Consider the following 22,361-nt stretch of genomic DNA (forward strand, 5'->3'; position numbering starts at 1 on the left):
TGAATGTATGTGCAAACAAATATAGAAACTGTATTTTATAGATAGAAACAACCAGTAAAGAAAGCCAATGATAAAGGAGTTCGATACGATGCAAATCAACAAACTACGAGGAAAAGAATTAGATCAGCTATTTCAAGCGATTTTATCATTAGAAAACATTGAAGAATGCTATCAATTTTTTGATGACCTGTGTACAGTTAATGAAATTCAATCATTAGCACAGCGCTTAGAAGTGGCAAGAATGCTGAGAGAAGGCAACACGTACCATAAAATTGAGACGGAAACTGGAGCAAGCACAGCGACTATTTCCCGTGTTAAACGCTGCTTGAATTATGGAAGCGATGCGTATCAAATGGTGTTAGAACGCCTTCAAGAAGATTCAAATCAAAAGTAAAGCGTATGGCTGAAGCAGCCATACGCTTATTTTTTAATTAAAATTGAGTTGCTTCTTCAATGATATTTTTAAGGTCGCTAATTGCTACACGTTTTTGTTCCATTGTGTCGCGGTTACGGATTGTTACTTGATTGTCCTCTAATGAATCGAAATCGAATGTAATACAGAACGGCGTACCGATTTCATCATGGCGACGGTAACGTTTACCGATTGAACCAGCATCATCATAGTCAATCATAAAGTATTTTGCTAAATCTTCAAAGACAGCGCGAGCTTCGTTAGAAAGCTTTTTAGAAAGTGGCAATACAGCAGCTTTAAATGGTGCTAAAGCAGGGTGAAGCTGCATAACTGTACGAGAAGAGCCATCTTCTAACGTTTCTTCTTCATATGCATCAATCATATAAGCTAATGTTACACGGTCAGCGCCTAAAGAAGGCTCGATGCAGTAAGGTACATAGCGTTCGTTTGTTTCTTGATCAACATATTGGAAGTCTTCTCCAGAGTGTTCCATGTGCTGCTTTAAGTCATAGTCTGTACGAGAAGCTACGCCCCATAGTTCGCCCCAGCCGAATGGGAACTTGTATTCAAAGTCCGTTGTTGCATTGCTGTAGTGAGAAAGTTCATCATCATCATGGTCGCGAAGACGAACGTTTTCTTCTTTCATACCAAGAGAAAGAAGCCAGTTGTTACATGTTTCTTTCCAGTAGTTAAACCACTCTAATTCAGTGCCTGGTTTACAGAAGAATTCAAGTTCCATTTGTTCAAATTCACGCGTACGGAATGTGAAGTTACCAGGTGTAATTTCGTTACGGAAGCTTTTACCCACTTGGCCGATACCGAACGGAAGCTTTTTACGCATTGAACGCTGAACGTTTTTAAAGTTTACGAAAATACCTTGAGCTGTTTCAGGACGAAGGTAAATTTCGTTTGTTGATGTTTCAGTTACACCTTGGTGAGTTTTGAACATTAAGTTAAATTGACGAATTTCAGTGAAGTTAGCTGAACCACACTCAGGACATGTAATTTCATGTTCTTTAATTAAGTCAGCCATTGCATCAAATGAAAGGCCGTCTACGATCATTTCAATGCCTTTTTCTTGAAGTTTTTCTTCAATTAATTTATCGGCACGATGACGAGCTTTACAATCCTTACAGTCGATCATTGGGTCATTAAAGTTTCCTAAGTGACCAGAAGCTTCCCATGTTTTTGGATTCATTAAAATCGCAGCGTCTAAACCAACGTTGTATGGAGATTCTTGAATGAATTTTTTCCACCATGCTTTTTTAATATTGTTTTTTAATTCTACGCCAAGCGGGCCGTAATCCCATGTATTTGCAAGACCGCCGTAAATTTCAGATCCTTGAAATACAAAGCCGCGGTGTTTAGCGTGAGATACGATTTGATCCATTGTTTTTGACATTCTAATTCCTCCTGTAAATGGTAGTGATTCAAGCGAAACAAAAAGAGCGGGTACAAAAAAACTCTCGTCCCTGGGCATATCAACAATATGCCCAGGGACGAGAGTTTTTCCCGCGGTTCCACCCTGGTTGATACAAAATGTATCCACCTTCGTCTGTATATACTCCAGATTGCCTTTTCCTTAAACCATTCTCTAGGCTCCCACCGTCCCTAGTTCGCTTTGTGAAGAGGATTTAAGTACTATTGATCCTTCAGCGTATATCATATGAATTTTAGTAGCTATATATTAGCATATCCTATGCAGAGAAACAATAACCTTGTGCAAAATGGGCTTTTTTTTGTGATGTTTTCTTCCGAAATTTGAGGACAAAACCATATCTTTTATACATATTTTTTGAAAACAAAAAACGTGATGAAAAGTTCGGTTTTCCTTTCATTTCACCCTCTTAGTTTTGTTATAATGAACAAATGGACGAGCGCGAACTTTTAAGTGTAAAGAAATGGAGGAACCTATATGTATGATATTAAAGAGTGGAGACATGTCTTTAAATTAGATCCTAATAAAGAGATTTCAGATGCAGATTTAGAGAAAATTTGCGAATCCGGCACGGACGCCGTTCTTGTCGGAGGATCTGACGGAGTGACTCTAGACAATGTACTGCAGTTGTTAATGCGTATTCGCCGCTACACGGTGCCGTGTGCGCTTGAAGTATCAACCATTGACTCTGTAACACCTGGTTTTGATTCTTATTTCATTCCGACCGTTTTAAACAGCAAAGATCCAAAGTGGATTGTTGACTTACATCATGCGGCGATGAAGGAATACGGAGAGATTATGGACTGGGATGAAATTTTTGTAGAAGGATACTGCGTTCTTAACCCAGAAGCAAAAGTGGCTGGCTTAACGGAAGCGAAAACTGATTTGGATGCAGAAGACGTTGTAGCGTATGCTCGCATGGCTGAACGCATGTTTCATTTGCCCGTTTTCTATCTAGAATACAGCGGAACATATGGAGATCCTGCATTAGTCGCAGAAGTGAAAAATTCGCTAAATGAGACGAAGTTATTTTACGGCGGAGGTATTGTAACAAAAGATCAAGCGAGCGAGATGGGAGAGCTAGCCGATACGGTGATTGTAGGAAATGTTATTTATACAGATTTATCTGAAGCGTTAAAAACTGTAAAAGCGGTAAAAAAGAATATTGCACAGTGAAAAATAAATAAAGTAGAATAGAGAATATATGTTCGATATAGGCGGTGAAAACGTGAATTTTTTAAGTGAAAAATTATTAACAGGATTAAACCCTCAGCAGCAAGAGGCAGTTAAAACAACAGACGGACCATTATTACTTATGGCCGGTGCAGGAAGTGGAAAAACACGTGTATTAACGCACCGAATCGCGTTTTTAATGGCAGAAAAAGAAGTTGCACCTTGGAATATTTTAGCCATTACTTTTACAAATAAAGCGGCTCGTGAAATGAGAGAGCGTGTGGCAAGTATCGTTGGCGGAGTGGCAGAAGATATCTGGATTTCAACGTTCCACTCGATGTGCGTGCGTATTTTACGAAGAGATATTGATCGTATTGGCTTTAATCGTAACTTTACAATTTTAGATTCAACGGATCAGCTGTCCGTTATTAAAAACATTTTAAAAGATCAAAACATCGACCCAAAAAAATTCGATCCGCGCTCGCTATTAGGAAGCATTAGTTCAGCTAAAAATGAACTGAAAGTAGCGGAAGAATTTGATAAAACAGCAGCAGGACCATATGAAGAAGTTGTAAGTAAAGTCTACAAAGAGTATGAAAAGCGTTTAAAGAAAAACCAAGCGCTCGATTTTGATGATTTGATTATGACAACGATTCAGTTATTTAAACGAGTTCCTGAAGTGTTAACGTACTATCAGCGCAAGTTTCAATATATTCATGTGGACGAGTATCAAGATACAAACCATGCACAATATATGCTGGTTCGCTTGCTAGCTGCACGATTTGAAAATGTATGCGTAGTAGGGGATTCAGATCAGTCTATTTACCGCTGGCGCGGGGCTGATATTACAAATATCTTGTCATTTGAAAAAGATTATCCAAAAGCCAAAACCATTTTGCTTGAACAAAATTATCGTTCAACCAAAACGATTTTGGCTGCGGCAAACGGCGTCATTGCAAACAATATGAATCGTAAAGTGAAAAACTTATGGACGGAAAACGGTGAAGGCCAGAAGATTTATCATTACCAAGCAATGAGTGAGCATGATGAGGCACAGTTTGTAGCACGTAAAATTAAAGAAGCAGTAGACAGCGGCAAACGTAAATATAGCGATTTTGCCATTTTGTATCGTACAAATGCACAGTCGCGTGTAATGGAGGAAGTACTGCTAAAATCCAATATTAACTATACAATTGTCGGCGGGATTAAGTTCTACGACCGCAAAGAGATTAAAGATTTGCTTGCGTACTTGCGCTTAATTGCCAACCAAGATGATGACATTAGCTTAGCTCGTATTGTGAACGTTCCAAAACGCGGAGTGGGAGCTACTTCAGTCGATAAAGTAGCCAATTACGGAAACGTTCATGACATTTCTATTTTCAAAGCGCTTGATGAAGTAGAATTGATGGGGTTAACGGGTAAAGCAACAAAAGCACTTCGTGATTTCCAATCAATGATTTCAAACTTAGCTCAAATGCAAGACTATATGTCTGTAACAGAGCTTGTGGAACAAGTATTAGAAAGAACGGGGTACCGTGAAGCGCTTAAAGTGGAAAAAACAATTGAAGCACAAAGCCGCTTAGAGAATATTGATGAGTTTTTATCTGTCACAAAAACGTTTGAAGAAGCAAGCGAAGATAAAAGCTTAGTAGCATTTTTAACCGATTTAGCGCTTGTTGCTGATATCGATAAGCTTGACGACGAGGAAGAAGAAGAGAACGAACAAGTGATTCTGATGACGCTTCACTCAGCAAAAGGTCTAGAGTTCCCGGTTGTTTTCCTAATGGGGATGGAAGAAGGCGTATTCCCTCATAGCCGATCATTATTCGAAGATAATGAAATGGAAGAAGAGCGACGCTTAGCCTACGTAGGGATTACACGTGCTGAACAAGAATTGTATTTATTAAATGCTCAAATGCGTACACTATTTGGTAAAACAAACGTCAATCCAAAATCGCGCTTCATTGGAGAAATCCCAAGCGAGCTTGTGGAATCTTTAAATGAAACGATGCGCAAGCCTGCTACTGGTCGTTCAGGGGCTTCAGCTTCGCCGTTTGCAGCGCGCCGACAAGCGGCCGTGGCAAAAACGAAGCTTGTATCAACGGGCAGTGAATCGATTGGATGGAGCGTTGGAGATAAGGCCGAGCATAAAAAATGGGGAATTGGTACAGTTGTAAGTGTAAAAGGAGAAGGAGACTCAAAAGAATTAGACATTGCTTTTCCTAGTCCTACAGGTGTAAAAAGACTGCTTGCTAAATTTGCCCCGGTTACGAAAGTGTAATCGTGAAAAGGAGCTAGAATATGGAGTTTGAGACAGCAAAATCACGCGTTCAAGAATTACGTGACTTATTAAATCAATATGGTTATGAATATTATGTGTTAGATCAGCCATCTGTTCCAGATGCAGAATACGATAAATTAATGAATGAGTTAATTAAGATAGAAGAATCATTTCCAGAATTAAAAACAGCTGACTCACCTACTCAGCGCATCGGCGGCCAAGTGCTCGATGCGTTTGAGAAGGTTCAGCATCAAACGTCTATGCTAAGTTTAGGAAATGCATTTAATGAAGAAGACCTTCGGGATTTTGATCGCCGAGTGCGCCAAGCCGTTGGAGATGAGTTTTCTTATGTATGCGAACTTAAAATTGACGGCCTTGCTGTATCTCTTCGCTATGAAGATGGATACTTAGTGCTGGGGGCTACGCGCGGAGACGGTACAACTGGTGAAAATATTACTGAAAACTTAAAAACAATTCGCTCTATTCCACTGCGAATTAAAGAACCGTTATCAATGGAAGTTCGCGGAGAAGCATTTATGCCGAGAAAATCATTCGAAGCACTTAATGAAGCAAAAATGGAAAGGGATGAAGTTCCGTTTGCTAACCCGCGTAACGCAGCTGCAGGCTCACTGCGTCAGCTAGATCCTAAAATTGCGGCAAAACGTAATTTAGATATCTTTGTATATGCCATGACTGATACAGGAGAAGTAGAAATCGATTCTCACAGCGAAAGTTTGAATTTACTCGATGAGCTTGGTTTTAAAACAAATAGAGAAAGACAGACGTGTGAAACCATTGATGATGTGATTGCTTACATCGAAAGCTGGCAAACGCAACGTCCAGAACTATCTTATGATATTGATGGCATTGTTGTAAAAGTAGATTCATTTGATCAGCAGGCTGAGCTTGGAACAACGGCCAAAAGTCCACGCTGGGCTATTGCTTATAAGTTTCCTGCTGAAGAAGTTGTAACCAAGCTTGTAAATATTGAGCTGACGGTAGGCCGGACAGGTGTCATTACGCCAACAGCTATTTTGGAGCCGGTTCAAGTAGCAGGTACAACGGTGCAGCGTGCGTCTCTTCACAATGAAGATTTGATTCGTGAAAAAGATATTCGCATTGGAGATTTTGTCGTGGTGAAAAAAGCAGGAGATATTATTCCTGAAGTAGTGAATGTGATTGAGGAGAAGCGAACGGGAGAAGAACAAGAGTTTACGATGCCTACTCACTGCCCGGAATGTGAAAGTGAACTGGTGCGTTTAGAAGGAGAAGTGGCGCTTCGCTGCATTAATCCAAGCTGTCCTGCTCAAATTCGTGAAGGACTTATTCATTTCGTGTCCCGCAATGCGATGAACATTGATGGACTTGGTGAAAAAGTTATATCACAATTATTTCGCGAACAGTTAATTAAAGATGTAGCGGATATTTATACGCTGACAAAACAGCAGTTAATCGAGCTTGAGCGCATGGGTGAGAAATCTGCGGATAATTTGATTGCGGCCATCGAAGCTTCTAAAGAAAATTCGCTTGAGCGTTTGCTTTTTGGTTTGGGCATTCGCCACGTTGGAGCAAAAGCTGCAAAGACGTTAGCTCAGCACTTTGAAACCATAGACAAGTTAACAAAAGCAACGTATGATGAATTAGTGGCAATTAATGAAATTGGTGCCAAAATGGCTGATGCTATTGTCGCTTACTTTACACAAGAAGAGGTTCAAGAACTTATACATGAATTAAAAGAGTATGGAGTAAACCTTACATACAAAGGACCCAAGCTTGTAAGTGTAGAAAATGTAGATTCTGTTTTTGCTGGTAAAACCGTTGTATTAACAGGTAAGCTTGAACAGTTATCTCGCAATGAGGCAAAAGCACAAATTGAAGCACTTGGCGGTAAAGTCACGGGAAGCGTAAGTAAAAAGACAGACCTTGTTGTGGCAGGGGAAGAGGCTGGTTCCAAACTGACAAAAGCTAACGAGCTTGAAATTGAAGTATGGGATGAGGCAAGGCTACTTACGGAATTAAATAAATAAGAGGTGTGTGTAGTTGAAAAAGATATTGTTACTTTCTCTTGCGGTCATGCTTGTAACTTCAGCGTGTGCACCGAACCTTTCGGACGATAAAGAGACTGTTCAACAAACCAACAACAAGAAAGAAAAAGCAGTTATTCCGAAGTATAGTATTTCAGATGATTATTACCGAACAATTCTTCCATTTAAAGCGGGAGTGGCAAGAGGCTTAGTAGCAGCAAACTTAAACAATCGCTTGGATGCGCAAGAATTTGAAACAGGCTTAATGCGCTTATCGACAGATAGCTATTCTCCGAAAAAATATGTGTATCAAGAAGGCCAGTACCTTGATAAAGATACTATTCGCTCATGGTTAAGCCGTAAGCTGAGTGATAAACAGTTTAAAGATCTTCAAAGCAAAACAAAAGATGAGACGGCGAAAAAGAAGCTTAAAAACAATGGGTTAAATCCAATCGATACAGAAAAAGGCGATTTGAAAGCTCGCAACGAAGCGAGTCCAATGTACTTAGCGAACATTACTGAACAAGACTACCTTATTCAAGACGGAGACGACAAGGTAAAACTTGGAGGCGTCACAATTGGTCTGGCGATGAATTCTGTTCATTATTATACAGAAGAAAATGGTTATGCTCGTGAAAAACAACTAACTGATAAAAATATTGAAGAGCAAGGCAAAAAGATGGCCGATGAAATTGTGCAGCGTATGCGTAATATCAAGGGCTTAGAAAACGTTCCAATTCGAGTAGCGTTATTTAAACAAAGTGCTAAGGCTTCTTTAACGCCAGGTAACTTTATGGCTGTAGGAAATGCAGGTTCAAATGATACGGCTGTTGGCAGCTGGGATAATTTAGACGAGCAATATTATTTATTCCCATCATCAGATGCAACAAAAGATCATAGAGACGATGCGATGAAATTTGATGAGTTTAAAGCGCAAATCGAAGACTACTTCCCGAACTTTACAAGCGTAGTAGGGAAGGGGTATTACAAAGATGGACAGCTTCAAAAAATGACGATTGATATTCCCGTACAATTTTACGGAAAAGGTGAAATTGTAGGATTTACTCAGTACGTTGCTGGTTTAATGCTTGATCATTTCCCTTCATATATGGAAACGAGTATCTCTATTAACTCAGTAAGCGGACCGGAAGCTCTCATTGTTAGAAAAGCAGATGAAGACAAACCGTTCGTTCATATTTATGAAGAGTAAGCAAAAAAGACACTGCTCAAGCAGTGTCTTTTTCTAATTCTATGAAATTGCCTCCTATGAAGAAATGGCGTGAGAATTTTGTCTCGTAAACTTAGCAAGATAATAAGCAGCAAATGCAAATGCATCTTGTTCGGTTGTCCGCTCTTCATACGGGCGCTTTTTATCCAGCTCAAATTCTTTCTGATAATAAGGGATGTGATCTTGAATATAGTGGCGCAGCTCGTGAAAGATCGTTTCAATGAGCGGAAGATAGTCATCAAATTTAAAAATAAATATAATGCCCACTTCTCGCCAATAAACGCCCGATGCAAACTGCAGGTATTCTGCTTCTTCTTCTCCAAGATCAGAAACAATTTTATTGGCTTCGCATGAATCACAAAAAATGATAGGAATATGAAAGGCTTTATTTAAACAAGCAAAAACATCTTTTTGCAAGGTGGACAAATCCCACTTGAATTCTTCATCTAATACAAACCATCTTCCGCTTTGCTGATACACAGGGCGCTGGTGGATGACTGACTGTATAAGTATTTTATTCAATTTTTATAGCACCTCTTTTACGGTAAAGTAGTTATTCGTTTTCTTTACTTTCCCAAAGACTAGTGAAATTAAAACATGGTGGTGTGTTCTTCTAAAGCATGTTTCTTTTTCTATCTATCTTTTCTAAAAAGAAGGTTATTTTATACCTATGCAAGAGAGAAATATTTTATGACGAAGGAAAAGTATGGAATGTTGTTTGAATGAAATAGATTTGGTATAAAATAGAAGTGATAAATGTAAGCCCTGTCTTGTCTGGCGGGGTTTTTAATATTTTAGGAACTAGTCTCAGAAATGTTGCCTGTTGCTAGTGAAGTTTGGTATTATCAGTATATTGTAGTGGGACGAATATTCGGAGGTGAAGGAACATGTCAAGAATTTCTGTTGATCAAGTAAAACACGTTGCAAACTTAGCGAGACTTGCGGTGACGGATGACGAAGCAGAACTATTTACAAAACAATTAGATGCTATTATTACATATGCAGAACAATTAGATGAGTTAGATACTACAAATGTAAAACCAACTTCTCACGTATTGGATATGAAAAACGTGATGCGTGAAGATAAGCCAGCTAAAGGCTTACCAATTGAAGACGTAGTAAAAAACGCGCCAGACCACAAGGATGGCTACATTCGAGTACCAACTATTTTAGAATAAGGAAGGAGGCTTTACGATGTCTTTATTCGATCGTAAACTTTCAGAACTACATAGCCTTTTACACAAGAAAGAAGTACGTGTACAAGATTTAGTAGACGAATCATACAAACGTATTAATGAAGTAGATGATAAAGTAGGTGCGTTCTTAGCGCTTAATGAAGACAATGCTCGTGCTTATGCAAAAGAGCTAGATGAAGCATTACAAACAAAAGATGAATTTGGCCTATTATTTGGTATGCCGATCGGTGTAAAAGATAATATTGTCACAAAAGATTTACGTACAACTTGCTCTAGTAAAATTCTAGCAAACTTTGATCCGATTTATGATGCAACAGTTGTTCAAAAATTGCAGGCAGCTGAAGCGGTAACAATCGGTAAATTAAATATGGATGAATTCGCAATGGGTTCTTCAACTGAAAACTCAGGTCTTCAGTTAACGCGCAACCCATGGAATTTAGATTACGTACCGGGTGGATCTAGCGGTGGTTCAGCTGCAGCTGTAGCAGCAGGCGAAGTTCCGTTCTCTTTAGGTTCTGATACAGGTGGTTCAATTCGTCAGCCAGCTGCTTACTGCGGTGTTGTCGGATTAAAACCAACGTATGGTCGCGTATCTCGTTACGGATTAGTGGCATTTGCATCTTCTTTAGATCAAATCGGACCAATCACAAATTCTGTTGAAGATAATGCATACTTACTTCAAGCAATTTCAGGCGTAGACCCAATGGATTCTACTTCTGCTAATGTTGATGTACCGGATTATGTATCTGCTTTAACAGGTGACGTAAAAGGCCTTAAAATTGCTGTTCCAAAAGAATACTTAGGCGAAGGTGTGGGCGAAGAAGCTCGCCAGTCTGTTTTAGATGCACTAAAAGTGTTAGAAGGACTAGGCGCAACTTGGGAAGAAGTATCGCTTCCACACTCTAAATACGCATTAGCTACGTATTATCTATTATCTTCTTCTGAAGCGTCTGCTAACTTATCTCGTTTTGACGGCGTTCGCTACGGATACCGTACAGATAATGCTGAGAACTTAATCGAAATGTACAAGCAGTCTCGAAGCGAAGGCTTTGGAAACGAAGTAAAACGCCGTATCATGCTTGGGACATTTGCGTTAAGCTCTGGTTATTATGATGCTTACTACAAAAAAGCACAGCAAGTACGTACGTTAATTAAGCAAGACTTTGAGTCTGTATTTGAAAACTATGACGTTATCATTGGACCAACTACACCAACTCCATCATTCAAAATTGGTGAGAAAACAGATGATCCATTAACAATGTATGCAAACGATATTTTAACAATCCCAGTAAACCTTGCTGGAGTACCTGGTATTTCTGTGCCTTGCGGCTTATCAAATGGATTGCCATTAGGGTTACAAATTATCGGTAAGCATTTCGACGAAAGCACAATCTATCGTGTTGCTCATGCATTCGAACAAGCAACTGAGCATCATAAAGCGAAACCAGCACTGTAAGGGGTGAGATAAAGATGAACTTTGAAACGATTATTGGTCTTGAAGTACACGTTGAGCTTAAGACAAAATCTAAAATTTTCTCAGCAAGTCCAAACGCATTTGGTGCGGCTCCAAATGCTAACACAAGTGTAATTGACTTAGGTTATCCTGGCGTACTACCTGTGTTAAACAAAGAAGCAGTTGATTTTGCAATGAAAGCGGCGCTTGCGCTAAACTGTGAAATCGCAACAGATACAAAGTTTGATCGTAAAAACTATTTCTATCCGGATAACCCAAAAGCTTATCAAATCTCTCAATTTGATAAACCAATTGGCGAGAACGGTTGGATTGAAGTAGAAGTTAAAGGTGAAACGAAGCGCATTCGTATCAACCGACTTCATTTAGAAGAAGATGCTGGTAAGTTAACGCATACAGGCGATGGCTATTCACTAGTAGACTTCAACCGTCAAGGTACACCTCTAATTGAGATTGTATCGGAAGCAGATATGCGTTCCCCTGAAGAAGCATATGCTTATTTAGAAAAACTAAAATCAATCATTCAATATACAGGCGTATCTGACTGTAAAATGGAAGAAGGTTCACTTCGCTGTGATGCCAATATTTCTTTACGTCCAGTTGGACAAGAAGAGTTTGGTACAAAAGCTGAGCTAAAGAACTTAAACTCATTTAACTATGTGCGCCGCGGTCTTGAACACGAAGAAATTCGTCAAGAAAAAGTGTTATTGTCTGGTGGCCTAATCGAGCAGGAAACACGCCGTTTTGATGAGTCTACGGGTGAAACAATTCTGATGCGTGTAAAAGAAGGATCTGACGACTACCGCTACTTCCCAGAGCCTGACTTATTAGAATTACACATCGACGAAGAGTGGAAAGAACGCGTTCGTGCTTCGATTCCTGAACTTCCAGATGCTCGTAAAAAGCGCTATGTAGAAGAGCTTGGCTTACCTGCTTATGATGCAATGGTATTAACGCTAACAAAAGAAATGTCTGATTTCTTTGAAGCAACACTTGCTGCAGGCGGAGATGCTAAGCTATCTTCTAACTGGTTAATGGGTGAAGTTTCTGCTTACTTAAACTCAAATCAAAAAGAACTTTCAGATGTAGCATTAACACCTGAAGGTCTAGCTGGTATGATTCAATTAATTCAAGAAGGTACAATTTCGTCTAAAATTGCGAAAAAAGTATTCAAAGAATTAATTGAAAATGGCGGAGATGCAAAGAAAATTGTAAAAGAAAAAGGTCTTGTACAAATTTCTGATGATGCAACTTTACGTAAATTCGTAACAGATGCATTAGATGCAAACCCTCAATCTATTGAAGATTTCAAAAACGGTAAGGATCGTGCAATCGGCTTCTTAGTTGGTCAAATTATGAAAGCTTCAAAAGGTCAAGCGAACCCACCGATGGTTAATAAAATTCTTTTAGAAGAAATTAATAAACGCTAAATTTGATAACTAAATGTGAGGTGGGTATCCATCTCACATTTATTATGAGTAAGGGCGATCGCGCTGAAGGTATGAATAAAAACCGAAACGTGAATATTGTATATCAAGGTTAATTTCTTTATAATATGTTTGTTCATGCCCCCTCTTGTTGATGATGTAATGTGAGGGGGCATTCTTTCACTGATAAAAGTAGGAAAAGATTTGTGACAAATTATCATTATTAGGATGATGAATATGAAAAGAGCGAGAATTATTTATAACCCGACATCGGGCCGTGAAATTTTTAAGAAAAACTTACCGGAAGTTTTGCAAAAGCTAGAGCAAGCAGGCTACGAAACATCTTGTCATGCTACAACTTGTGCTGGTGATGCAACAGAAGCTGCTAAAGTAGCAGTAGAACGTCGCTTTGACGTTGTAATCGCAGCTGGTGGAGACGGTACCATCAATGAAGTCGTAAACGGTATCGCTGGACAAGACTATCGTCCGCAGCTAGGTATTATTCCTGTTGGAACAACCAATGACTTTGCTCGTGCCATTAATGTGCCGCGTACGATTGAAGGCGCTATTGATGTCATTGTAGAAGGCGTAACAAAGCCAATTGACTTGGGCTGTGTAACAAATGATGGAGAAACGCATTACTTTGTAAATATCGCCGGAGGCGGCCGTTTAACTGAATTAACATATGAAGTGCCAAGCAAGTTAAAAACAATGCTTGGACAGCTAGCTTATTATTTAAAAGGCATGGAAATGCTTCCTTCTATTAAACCAACATCTGTTGAAATTGAGTATGACGGAAAATTCTTTGGCGGCGAGATTATGTTCTTCCTTGTTTCCTTAACGAACTCAGTCGGCGGTTTTGAAAAGCTGGCACCAGATTCCTCTTTAGATGACGGCATGTTTGATTTAATTATTTTAAAGAAAGCAAATTTAGCTGAATTTATTCGAATTGCGACACTTGCGCTGCGAGGGGAACATATCAATGATCCTCATATTATTTATACAAAAGCGAACCGTGTTAAAATTCATACAAATGATAAAATGCAGTTAAATCTAGATGGCGAGTACGGCGGATTATTGCCTGGGGAATTTGTAAACTTATATCGCCATGTAGAAATCTTTGTTCCAAAAGCAACAGCTGAATTGATGGAAAAAAATGAGATCGCCTAATTGCGATCTTTTTTCATGCTTTTCTTTGTTTGGCTTTGGCTCTTATGGTACAATCAGTTCAGCATTTTCAAATGACTAAAAGGATGTAACGATAAATGGAAAAATTAAAACCACCTGTAGAAAAAAATGAATATATAGATGTTGCGTTTGAAGATTTAACGCATGACGGAGCGGGTGTAGCGAAAGTGAACGGATTTCCTATTTTCGTTCAAAATGCGCTGCCCGGCGAAAGCGGCCAAGTAAAAGTCATTAAAGTAAAAAAAGGCTATGCGTTTGGCAAGCTTATCAAGCACCATACAATTAGTGAACAGCGTGTTGAAGCACCCTGTCCGGTATACAAGCAGTGCGGAGGCTGTCAGCTGCAGCATGTAAGCTATGAAGGACAGCTGCAATTTAAACAAAAGCAAGTAAAAGACGTCATGGCGCGAATTGGCCATTTACCTGACGTTCCGGTACATTCGACGCTAGGAATGAACGATCCTTGGCGCTATCGAAACAAAGCTCAAGTTCCCGTAGCAGAACGAGAAGGCGGTTTGGTCGCTGGGTTTTATCAGCAGCGAAGCCACGACATCATTAACATGGATGCCTGTTTGATTCAGCAGCAGGCAAATGATGATGTTGTTCAAGCTGTCAAATCAATCTGTGAAAAGCATGGCGTTTCTGCTTATCAAGAACAAAAACATAAAGGCTCACTTCGTCATATCATGGCGCGCTACGGACTTGTAACGGGTGAAATCATGGTTGTCATTGTGACTCGTACAGCTGAGCTGCCAAACAAAAAGCGTATTATAGAAGACATTATCGAAGCCGTGCCGAACGTGAAATCAATTGTTCAAAACGTAAACAGCAAGCGCACAAACGTCATTTTAGGGAACCAAACGAACGTACTTTGGGGAGAAGAATATATTTACGATTATATCGGCGACGTTAAATTTGCCATTTCAGCAAAATCATTCTACCAAGTAAACCCTGAGCAAACAAAAGTGCTTTATGACAAAGCGCTTGAGTATGCAGATTTAACAGGAGAAGAAACGGTAATTGACGCCTACTGTGGAATCGGAACAATCTCGTTATTTCTCGCTCAAAAAGCGAAAAAAGTATATGGCGTTGAAATCGTGCCTGAAGCGATTGAAGATGCAAAGCGCAACGCTGAGCTAAACGGTATTCACAACGCTGAATTTGAAGTAGGCGAAGCAGAAGTCGTCATTCCAAACTGGTACAAACAAGGCATCAAAGCGGACGTCATCGTCGTAGATCCGCCGCGAAAAGGATGCGACGAAGCTCTATTGAATACCATCATTGACATGAAGCCGAAAAAAGTTGTCTATGTTTCATGCGGACCAGCAACTCTGGCACGTGACCTAGCTATTTTAGAAAAAGGCGGATATGAGACGGTTGAAGTTCAGCCTGTTGATATGTTTCCGCATACGACGCATGTGGAGAATGTGGCGGTGCTTACATTAAAATAAGAGGATAAATACGTAGATCGCTATCAATGAAATGATAGCGATTTTTTATTTTCCTTATAAATAAAAAGTATAAGTAAATAATTTTATAGTTCTTTTGTCGCAAAATGTCTAAAAGTAAATAGTTATATTTTCTTAAAATTCTGATATTATAGGTCTGTGGTATTATTTTTGGAATATTGATAAGGGGGACCTATATGAAAAAGTCTTTAAGTGCTTTATTGGGAGTAAGTTTATTAGTGTCTGGATTAACGCTAGGCACGGAGTCAAGTTATGCAGAGTCAAGTACTAATTCTAATGTGAAAAAGGCTACGCAACAGTTGAATCCTACTATCCAAATTCCTGCTAATAAAGTGAAGAAAAAAGAAAAAAATTTATTTAGCAGTAGCTCTAAAAAGGAAACTAGAAGAGGAAAGATAACTGAAGCGGATGCAAAAAGAGGATACATAAAAGACGAAATTATTGTTAAGTTTAAAACGAATAAGTCTCTTAGTAGTCTAGGAGATAAAACAGAGGCAAAAGGGTTAAAGTTAAATAAAACGTTAGATAAGAAACTGGGAATTCAAACGTTAAAGTTTGATACGAATGTATCAACTATGAAAGAAATCTTAAAAAGCTTAAATGCCTCCAACGCTGTGGAATATGCTGAACCTAACTATATTTATAAACCAGCAGCTGTTTCAGAGCCATATTATCAATATATGTGGGGATTAAAAAATACAGGTCAGTATATAGATGGAATGGCAGGGAAAAAAGGTATTGATATAAACGCTGAAAGCGCTTGGGTGAAAACAAAAGGAAGTGCTAGTACTACGGTAGCTGTAATTGATACCGGTGTAGATATTTATCACCCGGATTTAAAGGATAATATTTGGAAAAACACTGGAGAAATTCCTGGTGACGGAGTAGATAATGATCATAATGGTTACGTAGACGATGTGAACGGCTGGAATTTTTATGATGGAAACGAAGATGTTTATTATGACGAAACAGAAGATGATCATGGTACTCATGTAACTGGAACAATCGCGGCTAAGGAAAATTCAGTGGGTGTAATCGGTGTAGCACCTAACGTCAAAGTCATGCCTTTAAAATTTATGGGTCCTGATGGCGGTAGCACAGATGATGCCATTGCTGCAATCAATTATGCAAAATCAAAAGGTATTAAAATATCTAATAATTCGTGGGGAGGCGGACAGTACTCTCAGGCTTTATATGATGTTATTAAAAACTCAAACTCTACGTTCATAGCCGCGGCTGGAAACGATGGTGACAACATTGATTATTATGCCGCTTATCCAGCTGCTTTTGACTTACCTAATATCGTTTCTGTAGCAGCGGTAGATAACCAAGGTAATTTAGGCTACTTTTCGAATTATGGGAGTAAAAATGTAGATATAGCTGCACCGGGTGTTTCTATTTTGAGCACGCTTCCTGAGAATAGTTATGGCTATTTCAGTGGAACATCTATGGCTGCTCCGCATGTAACGGGTGTAGCATCATTGGTTTTAGCAGCAAATCCATCTTTCAGTTCTGCACAACTAAAAGATACATTGATGAAAAGTACCACAAAACTGTCATCTTTAACAGGAAAAGTTGCAAGCGGCGGTCTAGTTAACGCTGGATTAGCGGTATCAGCTGATATAGATGGAGAAATACCTGGAGTGTCTTTAAATGGAAATAGCATAAGCTCTACCTTGAACGCTTCCACAGATAAAGATGATGTATATTCAATAAAGTTAACAAAAGGCGAAAAGTTTACGGTGTCGTTATCAGGAGCTGCGGGGACAGATTTTGATTTGTATTTGTATAATCAAAATGCAAAAACTGTAAACTCTAGCGATGGTATCGTAGCTTACTCAGAAAAGTTGAATACTTCAAGTGAAACTTTAACGTTTGTAGCGTCAGCTGATGGTACTTATTATTTAGATGTATACGCTTATAAAGGAAGCGGAAGCTATAAAGTAGATGTGAAGTACGGAGCAACTGCTGGGGTATACGAAGATACTAGTACAAATTTGGCTTATACAGGAAACTGGAGTAAAGTGTCAAACAGCAGTTCATCAGGAGGATCATACAAAGCTGTAAATGAAGCAAATGCTAGCATGCAGTTTGTATTTAATGGAACTGAAGTATCTTTAAATACGCTTAAGGATAATACCCAAGGGCAAGCAAAAGTAACGTTAGACGGCACCGCTTATTGGGTTGATTTGTACGCTGATAAGCCACAGTATAAAGCTACAGTGTTTAACAAAAAAGGATTAAAAGCAGGAAAACATACTCTCAAAGTTGAATGGTCTGGAAAAGTTCATCCTGGAGCTAAAAAGACCGTAACAAAAGTAACGCTAGATTCCATTACAGTTAAATAATCTGAATATGTTTGTTGATTAGGGGCAGCTTTCAGCTTTCACTTTAGGATGCTGTCTCTTCTTAAGTAAAAAAGAGGAGAGACCTTCATGGAAAAGCAATACTTTAATTTAATGTCATTCTTTAACGGTTATGTACGGAGCTATCGAAGAATGAACTTATCAAGTTTACATAATCGATCCATGTTCACAAAACGAGAAATTGATTATTTTGCTCATTTAGGGGAGTTGTTAGGCTTTGATGCCTTTATTGAAGACTCTAAGTTCGATTGCTTGAAAGGTCGTTCTAGACCAATGGATTTATCTTGGTGGAAATGGGATGCTCGATTTGATGACGAATACTTTTTATATCTGGCCTTACATTTAGAACGAGAAAATGTTTGGGAAAAAGATGTCGATACCATTCAAAAGTTATTTTCACAAACGAAAGAAGAATATATTCCTCATAATGTAATAGGAATTCAGTTCGTAGAGTCTTTTGAAAGGATAAAATATCTAAATGAATTGATTCTTCAAAAAAATGCCATTCAAAAGTCTAATGCTTTAATGATTTATCGATATTATGATGCTGAGATTAATTCAGAAAGAATTTATGCGTGCAGCTTTACTCCAAAAGGTATGAGTGAAGTAAGAAAAGCTATATGTGCTCAGGATCAGACGGGGTATTGGTTTATGGTATTTGAAGAAGAATATCAACAAGCTGATTTTGATAACGAGAAAATTAGTATAGAAAGATAAATGGGAAATTCGCTACATGAAAAATCAACCTATTTGAATTTAAAGCGAAAGAGGATACCGCTAAGGTTTTTTCTTTCGCCTTCTTACATTTGTCCACCTCACCAACACTGCAAATTTCTGAATATACTTTTTTTAAGGTTTTCAATATTTTAGGAATTATAATAAAGAAGCAATAAATGAAAACATTATATTTGTGGTAAGAGGTGAAGGGACATCATGTATAGAGCAATTGCTATTATAGCAGGTTCTGTGTTAATTGGATTTGCATACAATTGGTTTTTAATCCCCCATAAAGTGCTAAGCAGCGGTATTAGCGGTATTGCTATGATTATAGGAATTTTAACGCCTGCAAGCACGGGAACAATGAATTTTTTGTTGAATTTACCCCTTTTAATTATTGGTTTTATGAAGTTAGGAAAGCGGTTTGTTTTACATACCCTGCTGTCCGTTGTGGCTTTATCAATTGCTTTATACGTGATTCCCTTGAGAGCTGTTAGTACAGATCCTATTCTGTCAGCTGTTTTTGGAGGAGTTTTAACTGGAATTGGCGTAGGATTTGTTTTTCGTCAGTCAGCTTCGACAGGTGGATTTGATATTATTGCGATGCTTCTTACGCATAAAAAAGAATTTCCGCTTGGCGCTATATTATCAGCGATGAATGCCGTGGTTGTATTTGTTTCAGGTTTTTTTGTGAATTGGGACGCGGCTTTATATACGATGCTTTCGATTTTCGTCACAGGAAAAGTAGTGGATGCGATTCATACTCGCCATATTAAGCTCACGTTAACCATTATTACGAGAAAAGGCGAAGAAATGAAGCAGCAGCTTCTTACGAATTTGGTGCGCGGCGTGACGTTAATGAACGGTGAAGGAGCTTATTCAAGAGAAGACCGTAAAATATTAATGACGGTGATTTCACGCTATGAGCTTGCAAACCTCAAGCAGTTAATTCAATCTGTGGATCCTGAAGCTTTCGTAAATATTACGGAAACGGTAGAAGTAATGGGGCTGTTTCGACGGGATGCCTATTAATATATTTGTTATTTCAGCGCCGATTTATGATAAATAGCCATTTTTATAGTATAAAAGTTATAAAAAAAGCCTTAAGAGTAGTTCTTGAGGCTTTTTTTGCGTAAAATATGAGTAAGAAAATATCGTGTATGAAAAGTATAAAAAAGGGAATTTGATAGAGTACATAAAATATTGACATCAAAAAGGAGAGACTATATGACGGTAGAATATCAGTTAACGAAAAAGAAGTATTACGAAACGTTTATGCAAGAAAATGAAAATCAGCCGCCTGTAAAAGTCCTTGGACAAGCTTATTACGAAGAGCAGCAAAAAGAGTGGTACGACTTATCGCTCATTCGCTTAGCTCAGGGAGAAGTGTACTTCCACAACCAAGATTTTGAATCTGCGATTTTTAAGTGGGAGAATGTAAATGGCGAGTTTAAGCTGTGGGCGAAGAAAAATACGGCCGACGCGCATTATGAATTGGGGTTGTCTACGCTCGCTGAAGAGCTTTACCTATCCATCGAAACGGATTCAAAAGTATTAAAAGCTGAAATAGCGCTGAAGCTGTTTTCGCTTTATACGGACTATAACAATATTGAACGAGCTTATGAAGTCATTAACGAGCTGGTTGCTTCTCAGCCGGATTATCCAAACGTCACGGCGATTGCACGCAGATTTTATGAAGAGCAAGAAGACTTTAACAGCGCAGTGGAGCTTGCGGTAGATGAGTGTATTCGAACGGAATCGTTAAATTGGTTTGCGGTATTAAAGACTTACGTAGATAAAGGATATACAGCAAACTTTATCCCTAACTATTTTTATCAAGTGATGATTTCATTTTACAAAGTGGACCAAGTATATTTCAAACAGCTTGTCTCAGCTTTATGGAAACAATATAAAAGTCAGCCTCCTTATCTTGCTTGGATTAAAACTATCAATGATATTTTCTTGAATATTGAAGTGGGCCTCTATGATTATTGGCAAGAGATTTCAACTCTTTATCAAGAGACGTACACCGACTTAATGGAAAGTGATCATTCTGTAAAGGAATTGCATGAAGTCATTCCGAACGTATTAACAAACTGGCTTAAAATTACCAATAAGTCACGTGCGTTATTTCCGTCTGCAGCCGTGCTTTCATGGAATGAAAAGTTTCCGTCAACTATTGATACCATTACAATCGAAAATGCAGGCAGATTAATTTTTGAGGCGCGTAACGACATTGATGGTCTTGAATATCACTACAAGCTTTGCCATGGCATTATTAAATGGGCTAATGAAAATGGTTTAGAAGTGGGGCATACTTTTAAATGGTGGGTAGACTTTTTATTAGATGCTCATACGACACACTTATTAATTACAGGAACAAATGCTGCAACGTCTTCATTTGTGGGATCGATTACAGAAGAAAAGGTACCGCAAAATCACGAAACAACCTTTGTGTTCATTCATGATGAAGAAGAATCTATCCAGCAAATCGCTGATCAAGAAATCATTCCGATGGAAACGATTGACGGAGCGGAGCAATCTTCTCACCAGGCGCTTGTAGAAGTGAAAAAACCTTTTGCGTTCCTTGATAAGCATAATTGTTCATGCATTGTTACGCCAAGCTTTACAGAACAAGAGGCGCGTAAGCAGGATGCATTTAAATATGCTCCTTTAGCAGATGGTTTACTGTTTGTGCTTGATGCAAAAGAATCGCTGATTGATGAAGAAAGAGAATTATTGCTGGAGATTAAAGAGCATGCGCCAAATACGCCAGTTCATTTTGTTATCAACAATATGGACAGTCTTTATAATCAAGCAACGATTGAGCGAATTACAAAAGAATTTGAAGCAAGCATTGGAGCTGATTTCCCGCAGGCACATGTATTAGCCTATACGCCTCACTACGTATCGAGTCAGCACCACGGAGACTTGGCTCAGTTTATTAAAGCTAATTTCTATTACGATCCAAACGACGTTGGAGTAGAAGAGCGTGCGCGCAGACTGCTGTTCTTCATTCAAAGCATGCTAAAGAGCTTAGTGGAGAAGAGAAATCAAACAGAAAATCATTTGATTGAAAGCATTAAATGGAACGAAGATATGCTTGTGCGATTAAATGGCTTCTTGCATCGAGTGGATGACTTAGAACAAGAAAAAGCAAGTAGTATTGTTTCGGCTTATCACGGCATCAAAGAGGATATTAGCAAAAAGCTAAAAAATAAAATTCCTCGTTTACTCAAAAAGTCTTCAGAATTAGTGAAGGAAGACAGTGATTTTAGTACGGTTCATATTGAGCTGAATAAACAAATGAATATGCGTGTGGAAGAGCACTTGCAGCAAGATGTCCTACCTAAGTTCCGCATTTCTTTAAAGGACTGGATTGCTACATCAAATGAAGAGCTGATTGCGAGTCAAGTAGATATTGAAGAAGTAGCAGAGTCATTAAATAAGATGTACAATGAGCAAAAATTAACGTTAGCCTGCGATTTTAAAGTGCTGGACGACTGGCGCCGCGACGTTAATCGTATGGCTAATCGGGTTCAGCTGGATGAAGAAAATATTTTACTTCGCGTTAATCCAACGCAGCTCTTGTTAAAAGGAGCAGGAAAGCTGTTTTCTTCCATTCTTCAAAATCAAACGCTGCTTTATAATCAATATAAAAAGTACATTGAAAGTCAAGACTATCAAGATATCACAGAATCTATGCTGGCAAAGTTTTTTATGCAATTTAATTTATTTGAGAAAAATTTAGAAGTTGATATTGAACTATTCTTTGAAAAGCCAAAAGAGGTTTTAAAAGAAACGATTGAAGAAACACAGGCGCATATTAATGAAAATCAAGACGTGTTAAGTCATATGAAAGCCAATCCTGAAGCTTACTATGATCCGTTAACATTATTCCAGCTTCGCTTGCGTCAGTATGAGTTAATGGTTAAAGCTACAGAAGAAGTACAATATAACGTATAAAAGGT

General features: G+C 38.6%; 16 protein-coding genes. 14 read left to right on the forward strand and 2 right to left on the reverse strand.

The window, feature by feature from the left end:
• Nucleotides 1–88: 88 nt before the first annotated feature.
• A complete protein-coding gene (locus MMB69_RS23485) occupies nt 89–394 on the forward strand; it encodes a YerC/YecD family TrpR-related protein (RefSeq protein WP_013055048.1) in 306 nt (101 codons plus the stop codon).
• 37 nt (nt 395–431) lie between these two features.
• Here the strand turns inward: MMB69_RS23485 and MMB69_RS23490 are convergent, their stop codons facing one another.
• On the reverse strand, nt 432–1,814 hold the full coding sequence (locus tag MMB69_RS23490; RefSeq protein WP_193426970.1) for a glycine--tRNA ligase: 1,383 nt from the start codon (nt 1,812–1,814) through the stop codon (nt 432–434).
• Nucleotides 1,815–2,327: 513 nt separating this feature from the next.
• Here MMB69_RS23490 and pcrB point away from each other — a divergent pair.
• From pcrB to MMB69_RS23510, 4 genes are read left to right on the forward strand one after another with little or no spacing between them, the layout of a single operon-like run.
• The gene (gene pcrB, locus MMB69_RS23495) at nt 2,328–3,026 is read left to right on the forward strand and encodes a heptaprenylglyceryl phosphate synthase (RefSeq protein ID WP_221785701.1); all 699 of its coding nucleotides are present in this window, start codon (nt 2,328–2,330) and stop codon (nt 3,024–3,026) included.
• 52 nt (nt 3,027–3,078) lie between these two features.
• Nucleotides 3,079–5,304 (forward strand): DNA helicase PcrA, encoded by a 2,226-nt coding sequence (pcrA, locus tag MMB69_RS23500; protein WP_346843252.1) that lies wholly within the window; start codon nt 3,079–3,081, stop codon nt 5,302–5,304.
• A gap of 20 nt (nt 5,305–5,324) precedes the next feature.
• Complete coding sequence (gene ligA, locus MMB69_RS23505; protein WP_277448505.1) at nt 5,325–7,331, forward strand: NAD-dependent DNA ligase LigA; 2,007 nt, start codon at nt 5,325–5,327, stop codon at nt 7,329–7,331.
• Nucleotides 7,332–7,344: 13 nt separating this feature from the next.
• On the forward strand, nt 7,345–8,538 hold the full coding sequence (locus MMB69_RS23510) for a CamS family sex pheromone protein (protein ID WP_243550160.1): 1,194 nt from the start codon (nt 7,345–7,347) through the stop codon (nt 8,536–8,538).
• A 54-nt stretch (nt 8,539–8,592) separates the two neighbouring features.
• Here MMB69_RS23510 and MMB69_RS23515 read toward each other — a convergent pair whose 3' ends face one another.
• Nucleotides 8,593–9,078, reverse strand: a complete 486-nt coding sequence (locus MMB69_RS23515; RefSeq protein WP_221785697.1) for a DUF3920 family protein — start codon at nt 9,076–9,078, stop codon at nt 8,593–8,595.
• A 365-nt stretch (nt 9,079–9,443) separates the two neighbouring features.
• Here MMB69_RS23515 and gatC point away from each other — a divergent pair, with 365 nt between their 5' ends.
• The 9 genes from gatC to MMB69_RS23560 all read left to right on the forward strand — a co-directional run bounded on the left by gatC (nt 9,444) and on the right by MMB69_RS23560 (nt 22,356).
• Nucleotides 9,444–9,734: an Asp-tRNA(Asn)/Glu-tRNA(Gln) amidotransferase subunit GatC gene (gatC, locus tag MMB69_RS23520; RefSeq protein ID WP_013055055.1), complete on the forward strand. Its 291-nt coding sequence runs from the start codon at nt 9,444–9,446 to the stop codon at nt 9,732–9,734.
• Between the two features lie 16 nt (nt 9,735–9,750).
• Nucleotides 9,751–11,208: an Asp-tRNA(Asn)/Glu-tRNA(Gln) amidotransferase subunit GatA gene (gene gatA / locus MMB69_RS23525; RefSeq protein ID WP_013055056.1), complete on the forward strand. Its 1,458-nt coding sequence runs from the start codon at nt 9,751–9,753 to the stop codon at nt 11,206–11,208.
• 14 nt (nt 11,209–11,222) lie between these two features.
• Entirely contained in the window at nt 11,223–12,653 is a 1,431-nt protein-coding gene (gene gatB, locus MMB69_RS23530) for an Asp-tRNA(Asn)/Glu-tRNA(Gln) amidotransferase subunit GatB (RefSeq protein WP_013055057.1), read from the forward strand.
• Nucleotides 12,654–12,887: 234 nt separating this feature from the next.
• Complete coding sequence (locus MMB69_RS23535) at nt 12,888–13,820, forward strand: diacylglycerol kinase (protein ID WP_016762783.1); 933 nt, start codon at nt 12,888–12,890, stop codon at nt 13,818–13,820.
• A gap of 95 nt (nt 13,821–13,915) precedes the next feature.
• The gene (gene rlmD, locus MMB69_RS23540; RefSeq protein ID WP_013081455.1) at nt 13,916–15,289 is read left to right on the forward strand and encodes a 23S rRNA (uracil(1939)-C(5))-methyltransferase RlmD; all 1,374 of its coding nucleotides are present in this window, start codon (nt 13,916–13,918) and stop codon (nt 15,287–15,289) included.
• 194 nt (nt 15,290–15,483) lie between these two features.
• Nucleotides 15,484–17,655: a S8 family serine peptidase gene (locus MMB69_RS23545; RefSeq protein WP_221785695.1), complete on the forward strand. Its 2,172-nt coding sequence runs from the start codon at nt 15,484–15,486 to the stop codon at nt 17,653–17,655.
• Nucleotides 17,656–17,742: 87 nt separating this feature from the next.
• Nucleotides 17,743–18,390, forward strand: coding sequence for a hypothetical protein (locus MMB69_RS23550; RefSeq protein ID WP_221813526.1), 648 nt, complete (start codon nt 17,743–17,745; stop codon nt 18,388–18,390).
• Between the two features lie 216 nt (nt 18,391–18,606).
• Nucleotides 18,607–19,422 carry a YitT family protein gene (locus MMB69_RS23555; RefSeq protein WP_013055060.1) on the forward strand — a complete coding sequence of 272 codons (816 nt, stop codon included), beginning with the start codon at nt 18,607–18,609 and terminating at the stop codon, nt 19,420–19,422.
• Nucleotides 19,423–19,617: 195 nt separating this feature from the next.
• Nucleotides 19,618–22,356 carry a P-loop NTPase family protein gene (locus MMB69_RS23560; RefSeq protein WP_264408777.1) on the forward strand — a complete coding sequence of 913 codons (2,739 nt, stop codon included), beginning with the start codon at nt 19,618–19,620 and terminating at the stop codon, nt 22,354–22,356.
• The last annotated feature ends 5 nt before the right edge of the window (nt 22,357–22,361 follow it).

Origin of the sequence: Priestia sp. P5, from assembly GCF_029522155.1 — a bacterium.
GTDB classification, from domain to species: domain Bacteria; phylum Bacillota; class Bacilli; order Bacillales; family Bacillaceae_H; genus Priestia; species Priestia megaterium_E.

What these genes read in the sequence shown, in the direction of transcription:
- MMB69_RS23485 (WP_013055048.1), top strand. Translation starts at nt 89, where the DNA reads ATGCAAATCAACAAACTACGAGGAAAAGAATTAGATCAGCTATTTCAA.
- MMB69_RS23490 (WP_193426970.1), bottom strand. Translation starts at nt 1,814, where the DNA reads ATGTCAAAAACAATGGATCAAATCGTATCTCACGCTAAACACCGCGGC.
- pcrB (WP_221785701.1), top strand. Translation starts at nt 2,328, where the DNA reads ATGTATGATATTAAAGAGTGGAGACATGTCTTTAAATTAGATCCTAAT.
- ligA (WP_277448505.1), top strand. Translation starts at nt 5,325, where the DNA reads ATGGAGTTTGAGACAGCAAAATCACGCGTTCAAGAATTACGTGACTTA.
- gatC (WP_013055055.1), top strand. Translation starts at nt 9,444, where the DNA reads ATGTCAAGAATTTCTGTTGATCAAGTAAAACACGTTGCAAACTTAGCG.
- gatA (WP_013055056.1), top strand. Translation starts at nt 9,751, where the DNA reads ATGTCTTTATTCGATCGTAAACTTTCAGAACTACATAGCCTTTTACAC.
- gatB (WP_013055057.1), top strand. Translation starts at nt 11,223, where the DNA reads ATGAACTTTGAAACGATTATTGGTCTTGAAGTACACGTTGAGCTTAAG.
- MMB69_RS23535 (WP_016762783.1), top strand. Translation starts at nt 12,888, where the DNA reads ATGAAAAGAGCGAGAATTATTTATAACCCGACATCGGGCCGTGAAATT.
- rlmD (WP_013081455.1), top strand. Translation starts at nt 13,916, where the DNA reads ATGGAAAAATTAAAACCACCTGTAGAAAAAAATGAATATATAGATGTT.
- MMB69_RS23545 (WP_221785695.1), top strand. Translation starts at nt 15,484, where the DNA reads ATGAAAAAGTCTTTAAGTGCTTTATTGGGAGTAAGTTTATTAGTGTCT.
- MMB69_RS23550 (WP_221813526.1), top strand. Translation starts at nt 17,743, where the DNA reads ATGGAAAAGCAATACTTTAATTTAATGTCATTCTTTAACGGTTATGTA.
- MMB69_RS23555 (WP_013055060.1), top strand. Translation starts at nt 18,607, where the DNA reads ATGTATAGAGCAATTGCTATTATAGCAGGTTCTGTGTTAATTGGATTT.
- MMB69_RS23560 (WP_264408777.1), top strand. Translation starts at nt 19,618, where the DNA reads ATGACGGTAGAATATCAGTTAACGAAAAAGAAGTATTACGAAACGTTT.